The following is an 11,573-nucleotide window of genomic DNA, read 5'->3' on the forward strand; positions in this document are numbered from 1 at the left end:
GTCTCGGTGGACAGGATGGTCATGGCCCGCCCCACCTGCGGTTACCTACCCTCGAGACATGACCCCTCATGTCGTTCCCGATCCCCAGGCCGGCGCGGCCGTGAAGGCCGCAGACCGCGCGCACGTGTTCCACTCCTGGTCCGCCCAGGGCCTGATCGACCCGCTCGCCGTCGCCGGCGCCGAGGGTTCGTACTTCTGGGACTACGACGGAAACCGCTACCTCGACTTCACCAGCGGCCTCGTCTACACCAACATCGGCTACCAGCACCCCCGTGTGGTCGCCGCCATCCAGGAGCAGGCCGCGAAGCTCACCACCTTCGCGCCCGCCTTCGCCATCGACGTACGCTCCGAGGCCGCACGCCTCATCGCCGAGCGCACCCCCGGCGACCTGGACAAGATCTTCTTCACCAACGGCGGTGCCGAGGCCGTCGAGAACGCCGTACGGATGGCCCGCCTGCACACGGGCCGCCACAAGGTGCTCTCCGCCTTCCGCTCGTACCACGGCGCCACCTCCACCGCGATCAACCTCACCGGCGACCCGCGCCGCTGGGCCTCCGACACCGGCTCGGCCGGCGTCGTGCGCTTCTGGGCGCCCTTCCTCTACCGCTCGCCGTTCTACGCGACGACAGAGGAGCAGGAGTGCGAGCGCGCGCTCGCGCACCTGGAGGACACGATCGCCTTCGAGGGTCCCGCGACCATCGCCGCGATCATCCTGGAGACCGTCCCGGGTACCGCCGGCATCATGACCCCGCCGCCCGGCTACCTCGCCGGCGTGCGCGCGATCTGCGACAGGTACGGGATCGTCTTCGTCCTCGACGAGGTCATGGCCGGCTTCGGCCGGACCGGCAAGTGGTTCGCCGCCGAGCACTTCGACGTCGTGCCCGACCTGATGACCTTCGCCAAGGGCGTCAACTCCGGCTACGTGCCGCTCGGCGGTGTCGCCATCAGCGCCGAGATCGCCGCGACGTTCGACAAGCGCCCCTACCCCGGCGGCCTGACCTACTCCGGGCACCCGCTGGCCTGCGCCGCCGCCGTCGCCACCATCCAGGTGATGGAGGACGAGAAGGTCGTCGAGCACGCCGCCCGCATCGGCGAGACCGTCCTCGGCCCCGGGCTGCGCGAGCTGGCCGAGCGCCACCCGTCGGTCGGCGAGGTGCGCGGCACGGGCGCCTTCTGGGCGCTGGACCTCGTCCGGAACAAGGAGACCCGCGAGCCGCTCGTCCCGTACAACGCGACCGGCGAGGCCAACGCCCCCATGGCGGCCTTCGGCGCGGCGGCCAAGAAGCACGGCCTGTGGCCGTTCATCAACATGAACCGCACCCACGCCGTGCCCGCCTGCAACGTCTCCGAGGCGGAGGCGAAGGAGGGCCTCGCCGCCCTCGACGCGGCGCTGAGCGTCGCCGACGAGCACACCGCGTAACCGGCACAGAGAGCGCTCCACGAGGGACGTGGCGGTCCCCTCCGTCTCGACTATGGTGTCCGACAGCCGGACGGAGGGGCCGATCACGATGCCCGCGAGCGGAGCTGTGACCCGCAGCACCCTTCGACAGCAGATCGCGGACGCTCTCCGTGACGAGGTGCTCGCAGGGCGTCTGCAACCGGGTGAGGAATTCACCGTCAAGCAGATCGCCGAGCAGTACGGGGTGTCGGCGACCCCCGTGCGCGAGGCCCTCGTCGACCTCTCCGCGCAGGGGCTCCTCGACTCCGACCAGCACCGCGGCTTCCGGGTGCACCAGTTCTCGGTCGACGACTACCGGGACATGGTCGAGGCCCGCATGCTCGTCGTGGACGGCATCTTCCGCCGTCACGGCCGCGTGTCCGCCCGCACCGCGGAACCCGACGTGAGCCGCGGGGTCGCCCTCGTCTCCATCCGGCGCCGCGGCGAGGCCGCGGTGCGCGCCGCCCGGGCCGGCGACCTGGACATCCTCATCGGCTACGACATCCGTTACTGGCGCGAGCTGGGGCGGCTGGTGTCCGCCAACGCCTGCATCGCCGACTTCCTGCACCGGCTCCGTGTGCAGGCGTGGGTGTTCTCGGTGCCGTACCTGCGCTCCGACCGCGACGTGATCGGCTGGCTGTGGAGCGGCCACGTGGAGCTGGTGGACGCGATCACGCTCGGGGACGCGGAGGCGGCGGTCGCCGTGGTCCGGGCCTACAACGCGCAGTCGCTGGAGTGGGCGGACCGCCTGGAGCGGCCCGCGCGGTGAGGCCCGACCGCCCGGCCGCACGGCGCGGTGAGCCCGGGGACCCCGTGGTGCCCGTGACGTGCGCCGAGGCCGTCACCGAGCCCGCCGCCGGGGCCCCGCGGCCCGGGTTGACCGGGTGCGCGGAGGGGCAGGCACCCACCGGGTGTGCGACACGCGCACCGCGCACTACCCTGGCCGTCCCTGCAACTGACGGAGAGCGAGCCTCCCTTGGCCTGTGACCTGTGGCTGGTCCCCCTTGTCGACGTGCTGTGCCACAGCCCCGACAATCCCTTCGCCGAAGAGATCGCCGCCTACGACAAGGCCCTGACCGCGTCCGGGCTGCCGACCGTCCCCGTCTTCGCGTACATGCCGGGGCTGTCCGGCGACGTGGCGCCCGTCGCCGGGTTCGACTACGACGCCCTGCACTTCCTGCGCCGCGCCTACCTGCTGCAGATGTGCGGTCTGCCCGTCGAACCGGTCGACGAACTGGGCGGGGACTACGAACAGCTCCTGGAGATGTTCGAGGCGACCGCGCAGCAGTCCCACCTCGTCTGGCACTACGACCACGCCGGCGCCTACGTGCCCGTGGACTTCCCGGCTCCGCTGTCCACCGACGAGCTGCTGGAGGGCGGCGGCCCGCTGGGCTCCTCGCACGGACTGCTGCGGGAGCTGGAGTTCGTCGCGCCGGCGATCGGGATAGACCCGCACCACCCGCCCGCCCCGCCGCTGCCGCCGGAGCGGCCGACCTCGCTGGAGGAACCGGCGGGATCGATTCCGTACGACGACAGCCCGTTCGCGCGGGAGCGCCACGTGTGGCTGGGCCTGCACGCGGCGGCCACGCGGAGCCTCGGACAGGGCTCGATGATCATCCTCAGCTGACCGGGAGCCGTGCCGGCCCGACCCCACCACACCCCCCTCGGGGGTGCGCCGTGCCGTGGTGGGGGCGCGGGCCCACCACGGCCGGTCGGCGCGGCTCCGGGGGCCGGCCGGTCAGCGCGGCTCCGGGGGCCGCTGCCGCGGCATGTTCGGGCGGGTGCCGGGAGGCAGCGGGAAGCGGGCGGCCGGGTGGCCGGACTCGGGGCGGGCGGTGGTGACGCCGGCCGACTGCAGGGCCAGCGGTGTCGGGCCCGAGCGGAACTCGACCATCCAGTCCGCCGTCTCCGCCCGGACCAGCTCCGTCACGTCCTCCGAGAAGCGCCGCAGCACCCCGAGGCACCGCTCCGCGGCCTCGCTCGCCGTGCCCTCCGTGGGACCGAGCACCTCGCGCACGCTCTCCGCCGCCCAGTCGAACTGGAGTGCCTGGAGCCGGCGCTGCACCGCCTGCGCGGTCGCCACGTTCCTTATCCACCCGGAGGTCAGCCCGAAGTACCGGTCGCACGCCAGGCAGGCGGCGCCCAGCAGCAGGGAGAGGTACCCCCAGCCGACCGCCCCGTCGGCGACACCGGTCAGGTCGAGCAGCGGCAGCGCGGCCCCCACGATGACCCCCAGCGCCGTACCGACCCGCAGGGCCCGGGCGCAGCGGCGCTTCCAGACGCGGTCGGACAGGTACCACTCGGCCGTCCGCAGGGCGTGGGTCTCGGCCCAGCGATACAGCTCGTCCAGCCGTTCCGCGGGTTCACCCCAGTCGCCGAGGGGGAAGGGCGTCCCGGTGAGATCGCGGTGGACCGGCCCCTCGGGCTGCCCCGGCGGCGGCTGCATCTCCGGCTGCTGGCTCACCGGGGCACTCCTCTGTTCAGCTCAGCGCTCGTGTCCTGCTGTGACGTGCGGTGCACGTGGTGCCTGCCCTTCCTACCGCCGAATGGTGGGCTGTGGGCCCGGAATCCCGGGATTTCAGCCCTCAAGGGGGTGTTGATCAGGTAGAGAGGCCCGCAGTTTCTCACTCGAAAGAGTTGTGCGGCAGCCCCGTCACGGACCACGTAGGCTCGGCGTACCGAACAGTCGTCAGTGAATGCCAGGAGTGAGTGATCGTGATTCCCGGTGGTGGCCAGCCCAACATGCAGCAGCTCCTCCAGCAGGCCCAGAAGATGCAGCAGGACCTCGCCCGCGCGCAGGAGGAGCTCGCCGCGACCGAGGTCGAGGGCCAGGCGGGCGGCGGCCTGGTGACGGCGACGGTCACCGGCTCCGGCGAGCTGCGCGGTCTCGTGATCGACCCCAAGGCCGTGGACCCGGAGGACACCGAGACGCTCGCCGACCTGGTCGTGGCCGCGGTCAAGGCCGCCAACGACAACGCGCAGCAGCTGCAGCAGGCCAAGCTGGGCCCGCTGACGCAGGGCCTGGGCGGCATGCCGGGCCTGGGTTTCTGAGCCCCCGCTTCCGGGCGCCGGGCTTCTAAGCCGGGGCTTCAGCTACTACCGTAAGAATCAAGCAGACCCGAGAAGGGCGTTCCGTTGTACGAAGGCGTGGTTCAGGACCTCATCGACGAACTGGGCAGGCTGCCCGGCGTCGGTCCCAAGAGCGCCCAGCGGATCGCCTTCCACATCCTCCAGGCCGAGCCGACCGACGTGCGCCGGCTGGCGCACGCGCTCCTGGAGGTCAAGGAGAAGGTCAGGTTCTGCGCGGTCTGCGGCAACGTGGCGCAGCAGGAGCAGTGCAACATCTGCCGCGACCCGCGCCGCGACCTGTCGGTCATCTGCGTGGTCGAGGAGCCGAAGGACGTCGTGGCGATCGAGCGGACGCGTGAGTTCCGCGGGCGCTACCACGTGCTCGGCGGTGCGATCAGCCCGATCGAGGGCGTCGGCCCGGACGATCTGCGCATCCGCGAGCTGCTGGCGCGGCTCGCGGACGGTGCCGTCACCGAGCTGATCCTGGCGACCGACCCGAACCTGGAGGGCGAGGCCACCGCGACGTACCTGGCGCGGATGATCAAGCCCATGGGACTGAAGGTCACCCGGCTCGCCAGCGGACTGCCGGTCGGCGGTGATCTGGAGTACGCCGACGAGGTGACGCTGGGCCGTGCCTTCGAGGGGCGGCGCCTGCTAGATGTATGACGACAGGGCCGACACGGCTCGTGCGCTCACTCGTGAGCCCAAGGGAGGCACCCTCGATGTCCGACGCCACGCTGCACGCTCTCACGCAGAATCCTGACGACTTCGCGGTCCAGATCGCCGACTCGATCGAGTCGTTCATCGTGGCCACCACGGAAGTGGCCAAGGGCGACGAGCCGGACAGCGCGGTGCCCTTCCTCCTCCTGGAGATCTCCCAGCTGCTGCTCGCGGGCGGCCGGCTGGGCGCGCACGAGGACATCGTCCCGGACGAGCAGTACGAGACGGACACGGGTCCCGACCTGGACGTCGACGAGCTGCGGGAGCGGTTCGCGGCCCTCCTCGAACCGGTGGACGTCTTCTCGGAGGTCTTCGACCCGTACGAGCCCCGCAAGGCCCCGGTCCCCTGCCGGATCTCCGACAACCTCGCCGACATCGTCATGGACCTGCGCCACGGACTGGCCCACTACCGTGCGGGCCGCACCTCCGAGGCGCTGTGGTGGTGGCAGTTCTCGTACTTCTCCAACTGGGGCCCGACGGCCTCGGGCACCCTGCGCGCCCTGCAGTCGCTCGTCTCCCACGTCCGTCTCGACCAGCCGCTGGCCGCGCTGGACGGCCTGGACACGGACGAGGACCTGACCGAGGACGACCTGGCGGAGGAGGCGGGGCGGGTCATGGCCGCGGAGATCGCCGGCCCGCTGGGCCTGGGGTCGCTCAAGAAGTAGCCGCCGCGGCGGTCGGCCGCGAACGGCCAGGTGACCGGGATGATCACTCTCTGAGCAGCTCGTCTCAGGATGCGATATACGGTCGGCGAATCCGGGCCTCTCGTTAAACTGAGCCGACCGCAGCGATAACTGCGGCAGACACCGAGCGAGGAGCGTACGTGGGCCTTGTCGTGCAGAAGTACGGAGGCTCCTCCGTTGCCGATGCCGAAGGCATCAAGCGCGTCGCCAAGCGGATCGTGGACGCCAAGAAGAACGGCCACCAGGTGGTCGTCGTGGTTTCCGCGATGGGCGACACGACGGACGAGTTGATCGATCTCGCCGAGCAGGTATCCCCGATCCCTGCCGGACGCGAATTCGACATGCTGCTGACCGCCGGAGAGCGGATCTCCATGGCCCTGCTGGCGATGGCGATCAAAAACCTGGGCCACGAGGCCCAGTCGTTCACGGGCAGTCAGGCCGGTGTCATCACGGACTCGGTCCACAACAAAGCGCGCATCATCGACGTCACGCCGGGACGGATCCGTACCGCCCTCGACGAGGGCAACATCGCCATCGTCGCCGGCTTCCAGGGCGTGTCCCAGGACAAGAAGGACATCACCACGCTGGGCCGCGGCGGCTCGGACACCACCGCCGTCGCGCTCGCCGCGGCGCTGGACGCCGAGGTCTGTGAGATCTACACCGACGTCGACGGCGTCTTCACCGCCGACCCGCGCGTGGTGAAGAAGGCGAAGAAGATCGACTGGATCTCCTTCGAGGACATGCTGGAGCTCGCCGCGTCCGGCTCCAAGGTGCTGCTGCACCGGTGCGTCGAGTACGCACGCCGCTACAACATCCCGATCCACGTCCGCTCGTCCTTCTCTGGGCTGCAGGGGACCTGGGTCAGCAACGAACCGCATGCCGAGCAAGGAGCCCGCAAGGTGGAGCAGGCCATCATCTCGGGTGTCGCCCACGACACCTCCGAGGCGAAGATCACCGTCGTCGGAGTGCCGGACAAGCCGGGCGAGGCCGCGGCCATCTTCCGCGCCGTCGCGGACGCCGAGATCAACATCGACATGATCGTGCAGAACGTGTCCGCGGCCTCCACCGGCCTGACGGACATCTCCTTCACCCTTCCCAAGGCCGAGGGCCGCAAGGCCATCGACGCCCTGGAGAAGGCGAAGGGCGCGATCGGCTTCGAATCGCTGCGCTACGACGACCAGATCGGCAAGATCTCCCTGGTCGGCGCCGGCATGAAGACCAACCCGGGCGTCACCGCCTCCTTCTTCCAGGCGCTGTCCGACGCGGGCGTGAACATCGAGCTGATCTCCACCTCGGAGATCCGCATCTCGGTCGTCACCCGCGCCGACGACGTCAACGAGGCCGTGACGGCCGTCCACACCGCGTTCGGGCTCGACAGCGACTCCGACGAGGCCGTCGTCTATGGCGGCACCGGCCGGTGACGACCCCGAGCCGCAAGCCGACGCTCGCGGTCGTGGGAGCGACCGGGGCCGTCGGCGCGGTGATGCTCCAGATGGTGTCGCAGCACGCCGACGTCTGGGGCGACGTACGACTCCTCGCCTCCCCGCGCTCGGCCGGCCGCAAGCTGGCCGTGCGCGGGGAGGAGAGCGAGGTCCTCGCGCTGAGCGAGGACGCACTGGAGGGCGTCGACCTCGCCCTCTTCCTGGCGCCCGAGGACATCGCGGCCCGATGGGCGCCGATCGCCGTGTCCAAGGGCGCCGTGGTCGTGGACACCTCCGCGGCGTTCCGGGCCGACCCGGACGTGCCGCTGGTGGTGCCCGAGATCAACCCCCACGCGGTCCGGATGCGGCCCCGCGGGATCGTCGCGAGCCCCGGCTGCTCCACGCTGGCACTGATCGTCGCCGTGGGAGCCCTGCACGCCGAGTTCGGGATCAGCGAGCTGGTCGTGACCGCGCAGCAGGCCGCGAGCGGGGGCGGGCAGGCCGGTGTCGCCGCCCTGCGCGAGCAGCTCTCGGTGGTGGCCGGGACCGATCTCGGCAACCACCCCGGTGACGTGCGGCGGACCGTCGGCGACGACACGGGCCCCTTCCCCGGCCCCCTCGCCCTCAACGTGCTGCCCTGGTCGGGGGAGCTGATGGCGGACGGCTGGTCCTCCGAGGAACTGCGCATCCGCGAGGAGACCCGGAAGATCCTCGGCCTGCCCGCCCTGCCGATCGCCGCCACCTGCGTGCGCGTGCCGGTCGTCACCGGGCACTCCGTCTCCGTACACGCGCGGTTCGAACACCCCGTCACGGTCGCCCGCGCGCACGAGATCCTGGCGACCTCGCCCGGAGTGGTGCTCTACGACGACCCGGCCTCCGGAGACTTCCCCACGCCCGCCGACATCGCGGGCACCGACCCCACCTGGGTCGGGCGGGTACGGCGCTCCCTGGACGACGAGCGCTCCCTGGAGTTCTTCGTCTGCGGGGACAACCTCCGCAAGGGTGCGGCGCTCAACGCCGTCCAGATCGCGGAGGCGATCATAGGCCCCGATCGTCACGAGCGTCCGGAAATCGGCGTCGGCTGACCGCTCAGCTTTGTAGGATCTGTGAACGCCTTGTGAGCAATTCGGCGGCAGATGCCCCTTGAACTGGGACGATGCCATGTTCGACGATGCTCTTCCGTCTTGCTGCAACCGGTGGTCGGGTGGGATGCGTCTCTGCGTGCGCCTCTGTGGTGTGCCACAAATCGTGCTGTGAAAACGGGGTATTGGGGAAGAACGGGTGCGCATGAGGGCAATTTGCACACCGTCGAAAACGGTGGCGTACGCGTACAACCCTGACGGGGGGAAGCGTGTCCAACAGGCGTGGCAGAGGTACTCGACATCGCAGCGGTCGTCCCGCTCCGCGGGGCGCAGATCGTTCCCGTCCGGGGCACGGTCGTGGTCCCCGTCCGCGGGGCCGTGGTGCGCCCGCTCCGGCGGCCGCGTCCGGCCGGCGGCATGCCGGTGATCGCACCCATGCCCGCCAGACCCCGCACGACCGCGGTGAACGGCATCCCAGCGCCGCGCGAGAGCGCTGAAGACGGCATGGCCGCCGGAACCACCGTCGACCATCTGACCGAGACCTACCGCGCCCACTACCGCTCGCTGCTCGGCCTCGCGGCGCTGCTCCTCGACGACACGGCCTCCTGCGAGGACGTGGTCCAGGAGGCGTTCATCCGCGTCCACTCCGCGCGCAACCGGGTGCGCGACCCGGAGAAGACGCTGGCCTACCTCCGCCAGACCGTCGTCAACCTCTCGCGCTCCGCGCTGCGCCGCCGCATCCTCGGACTCAAGCTGCTGTCCAAGCCGATGCCGGACATGGCGAGCGCGGAGGAGGGCGCGTACGACCAGCTCGAACGCGACGCGCTCATCAAGGCGATGCGGGGGCTCCAGCGCCGCCAGCGCGAGGTCCTGGTGCTGCGCTACTTCGCGGACATGACGGAGGCACAGGTCGCCGAGACCCTGGGCATATCGCTCGGCTCGGTGAAGGCGTACGGCTCGCGGGGCATCGCGGCGCTGCGCGTCGCGATGGAGGCGACGGCATGAGTTCCGGCGATTTCACCGGTGACCCGCTCGAGGGCGGGGACTCCGGCGGTACGAATGGGCTGCCCGAGGGCGGTCGCGACGACATGGGACACGGTGTGGACGACGGGCCCGGCAAGGCGCAGGCCGACAGCGGCCTCGGGCGCGAGAACCAGCTCGGAGGCGGCCTCGACGGTGCCTTCGGATCCGACGAGGCCGCGCTGCGGCGGCTCCTCCAGGGCGCGGTGGCCGACATCGCGCCCGCGGACGGGGCTCTGGACCATCTGCGCCGGGCGGTGCCCGCACGGCGCGCACGCAAGCGGCAGGCCGTCGTCGGCATCGCCGCGGCGGTGGTGCTGATCGGCACGGCCGTCCCGGCGTTCGTGCACGTCGCCAACTCGGGCGGGACCGTCGACGACCGGTCCGTCAACGCCGGCCACGGCGAGCAGGCGCAGGGCGGCACGGGCACGGAGACCGGTGTCGAGGGCGGGGAGCAGGGCACGGACGCCCCGGGCGGCTCCGGCACCCCCAGCCAGGGCGAGGCGCAGGGCGCGGGTACCTCCCAGGAGCCCGGCACGGGCAAGACGGAGGGCGCCGGCACCGGTTCGCAGCCGCCGGCCGACACCCTGCCGGACTCGGCGCCGGTGTGCGCGGCCGGTCAGCTGGGCGTCAGCGCGGTGCAGGCGGGCGCCCCGGACGCGGCGGGGAAGGTGTACGGCACCTTCCGCATCGCCAACGTCTCCGACCGCGACTGCGTGGTCGGCGGCGCCGGCCGGGTCTCCTTCGAGGCCAGGGGAGCGGCGGATCCCGCGAAGATCACGGTGGTGGCCCACGCTGCCGGGGACGCGGCGAGCGGACTGCCCGATCCCTCGCAGGAGTCGCCCACGCTGGTCCTTCAGCCGCGCAACGCCTACGAGGTGAAGTTCGCCTGGGTGCCGACGGAGACCTGCCCGACGACGGGGACCACGCCGACGCCGACCACGCCGGCGGACAGCGGCGGCAGCTCGGCCGGTGCCACCGGGTCGACCGGTGCGGGCCAGTCGGCGAACAACACCGAGCCCCAGCTCGTCGCGGAGGACGGCACGCCCGCGGACGGCAGCGTCGCCGTCAGCCACACGGCCGAGGCGGGCGGCCCGGCCGTGGCGGCGACGATCCCCAACGCGTGCGCGGGAACGATCTACCGGACGGGCGTCCTGGACGCCTCCTGACGCCGGGGCCGCCGCGGGCGGCTCCGGGGGCGGCCAGGACCTTGGTCCTGGCCGGGCGCTAGGTCCTGTCCGGGCGATCTTCTCGGGCCCGCGACGACGGCTGCGGCACCTCGCGGCGTTGTCGGAGTCGCCCGAGTACGCCCAGTACGAGGGCGATCCTCCGCCTTGCGATACACCACATCCGACGCCGCGGGCCGATCCTCGAAGATCGCCCGGACAGGACCTAGAGGCCGAGCTCCGCGTCCTTCGAGGCCTCCACCTCGCGGCGCAGGAAGCGGAACCACATGAAGACCACGAAGCCCGCGAAGACGAACCACTCGGCCGTATAGCCGAGGTTCTGGAAGGCCTTCAGGTCCAGGGAGGTGCCCGCCGCGGCGGTCGCCGGGACCGGGGTCAGACCCGCCGGCGCGTCGGTGACGGTGACCCAGGCGTCGTAGACGTCGTCCGGGACCAGGTTGACGAGCGCGCCCGCGCTGATCATGCCGAGCTGGCCCTCGGGCAGCCCGCCCGCCGCGTTGACGCCCTTGGTGCCGGCGTTCTCCGACGCCTGCAGGGCGCCCTCCACCGTGACCGTGCCGGACGGCGGGGCCGGGGCCTTCGCGCCGGCCGGCAGCCAGCCGCGGACCACCGGCAGCGACTTGCCGCCGTCCGTCTTCAGCATCGTCAGCACGTAGCTGCCGGTCCGGCCGTCCAGATCACGGTCCGGCACGAGGAACTGCTCCGCGTACCGCCCGCTCGCCCGCGCGTGCCGACCCGAGGTCTCCTGGTCGACCGGCAGCAGCGAGTCCAGCGGCTCCGGCTTCAGGGTGTCCGGATCCGGGGCCCGTTCCGCCTTCTGGTGGGAGTCGACGCGCTCCTCGAACTTCCCCAGCTGCCAGCTCCCCATGAACACGCAGAACGGGATCGCCAGCAGCACGAAGACGTGGAGCCCCCACCAGCGGGGCGTTCTCAGGAACCGGTACACCCCTCCA

Annotated in this window: 12 protein-coding genes; 10 read left to right on the plus strand and 2 right to left on the minus strand. The window is 71.6% G+C overall.

Annotated features, from left to right (window positions below; translation table 11 throughout):
- The first annotated feature begins 58 nt into the window (after positions 1–58).
- The 3 genes from ACE1OA_RS18635 to ACE1OA_RS18645 all read left to right on the plus strand — a co-directional run bounded on the left by ACE1OA_RS18635 (position 59) and on the right by ACE1OA_RS18645 (position 3,065).
- The gene (locus tag ACE1OA_RS18635; protein ID WP_356603576.1) at positions 59–1,420 is read left to right on the plus strand and encodes an aspartate aminotransferase family protein; all 1,362 of its coding nucleotides are present in this window, start codon (positions 59–61) and stop codon (positions 1,418–1,420) included.
- Between the two features lie 88 nt (positions 1,421–1,508).
- Positions 1,509–2,207 carry a GntR family transcriptional regulator gene (locus tag ACE1OA_RS18640; protein ID WP_432753095.1) on the plus strand — a complete coding sequence of 233 codons (699 nt, stop codon included), beginning with the start codon at positions 1,509–1,511 and terminating at the stop codon, positions 2,205–2,207.
- 207 nt (positions 2,208–2,414) lie between these two features.
- A complete protein-coding gene (locus ACE1OA_RS18645; protein ID WP_356603579.1) occupies positions 2,415–3,065 on the plus strand; it encodes a hypothetical protein in 651 nt (216 codons plus the stop codon).
- Between the two features lie 111 nt (positions 3,066–3,176).
- Here the strand turns inward: ACE1OA_RS18645 and ACE1OA_RS18650 are convergent, their stop codons facing one another.
- Complete coding sequence (locus ACE1OA_RS18650) at positions 3,177–3,884, minus strand: SLATT domain-containing protein (RefSeq protein WP_356603846.1); 708 nt, start codon at positions 3,882–3,884, stop codon at positions 3,177–3,179.
- Between the two features lie 269 nt (positions 3,885–4,153).
- On the opposite strand from ACE1OA_RS18650, the gene ACE1OA_RS18655 reads away from it, so the two are divergent.
- The 7 genes from ACE1OA_RS18655 to ACE1OA_RS18685 all read left to right on the plus strand — a co-directional run bounded on the left by ACE1OA_RS18655 (position 4,154) and on the right by ACE1OA_RS18685 (position 10,602).
- Positions 4,154–4,489, plus strand: a complete 336-nt coding sequence (locus ACE1OA_RS18655; RefSeq protein ID WP_158994433.1) for a YbaB/EbfC family nucleoid-associated protein — start codon at positions 4,154–4,156, stop codon at positions 4,487–4,489.
- Positions 4,490–4,573: 84 nt separating this feature from the next.
- Positions 4,574–5,173: a recombination mediator RecR gene (gene recR / locus ACE1OA_RS18660; protein WP_147978922.1), complete on the plus strand. Its 600-nt coding sequence runs from the start codon at positions 4,574–4,576 to the stop codon at positions 5,171–5,173.
- Positions 5,174–5,229: 56 nt separating this feature from the next.
- Positions 5,230–5,892: a DUF5063 domain-containing protein gene (locus ACE1OA_RS18665; protein ID WP_356603581.1), complete on the plus strand. Its 663-nt coding sequence runs from the start codon at positions 5,230–5,232 to the stop codon at positions 5,890–5,892.
- A gap of 158 nt (positions 5,893–6,050) precedes the next feature.
- Positions 6,051–7,331: an aspartate kinase gene (locus ACE1OA_RS18670; RefSeq protein WP_356603583.1), complete on the plus strand. Its 1,281-nt coding sequence runs from the start codon at positions 6,051–6,053 to the stop codon at positions 7,329–7,331.
- Positions 7,328–8,416, plus strand: a complete 1,089-nt coding sequence (locus ACE1OA_RS18675) for an aspartate-semialdehyde dehydrogenase (RefSeq protein ID WP_384874638.1) — start codon at positions 7,328–7,330, stop codon at positions 8,414–8,416. Before ACE1OA_RS18670 ends, ACE1OA_RS18675 begins: the two co-directional genes overlap by 4 nt.
- 414 nt (positions 8,417–8,830) lie before the next feature.
- The gene (locus tag ACE1OA_RS18680) at positions 8,831–9,418 is read left to right on the plus strand and encodes a SigE family RNA polymerase sigma factor (RefSeq protein WP_356603849.1); all 588 of its coding nucleotides are present in this window, start codon (positions 8,831–8,833) and stop codon (positions 9,416–9,418) included.
- Positions 9,415–10,602, plus strand: coding sequence for a hypothetical protein (locus tag ACE1OA_RS18685; RefSeq protein WP_384874636.1), 1,188 nt, complete (start codon positions 9,415–9,417; stop codon positions 10,600–10,602). Before ACE1OA_RS18680 ends, ACE1OA_RS18685 begins: the two co-directional genes overlap by 4 nt.
- 223 nt (positions 10,603–10,825) lie before the next feature.
- Here the strand turns inward: ACE1OA_RS18685 and ACE1OA_RS18690 are convergent, their stop codons facing one another.
- Positions 10,826–11,566 carry an SURF1 family protein gene (locus tag ACE1OA_RS18690; RefSeq protein WP_432753096.1) on the minus strand — a complete coding sequence of 247 codons (741 nt, stop codon included), beginning with the start codon at positions 11,564–11,566 and terminating at the stop codon, positions 10,826–10,828.
- Positions 11,567–11,573: the final 7 nt, after the last annotated feature.

This window comes from Streptomyces sp. JL2001 (assembly GCF_050917515.1).
In the GTDB taxonomy this organism is placed as follows: domain Bacteria; phylum Actinomycetota; class Actinomycetes; order Streptomycetales; family Streptomycetaceae; genus Streptomyces.

Coding starts and splice junctions, on each gene's coding strand:
- ACE1OA_RS18665 (WP_356603581.1), top strand. CDS start 5,230: ATGTCCGACGCCACGCTGCACGCTCTCACGCAGAATCCTGACGACTTC.
- ACE1OA_RS18685 (WP_384874636.1), top strand. CDS start 9,415: ATGAGTTCCGGCGATTTCACCGGTGACCCGCTCGAGGGCGGGGACTCC.
- ACE1OA_RS18680 (WP_356603849.1), top strand. CDS start 8,831: ATGCCGGTGATCGCACCCATGCCCGCCAGACCCCGCACGACCGCGGTG.
- ACE1OA_RS18640 (WP_432753095.1), top strand. CDS start 1,509: ATGCCCGCGAGCGGAGCTGTGACCCGCAGCACCCTTCGACAGCAGATC.
- ACE1OA_RS18650 (WP_356603846.1), bottom strand. CDS start 3,884: ATGCAGCCGCCGCCGGGGCAGCCCGAGGGGCCGGTCCACCGCGATCTC.
- ACE1OA_RS18635 (WP_356603576.1), top strand. CDS start 59: ATGACCCCTCATGTCGTTCCCGATCCCCAGGCCGGCGCGGCCGTGAAG.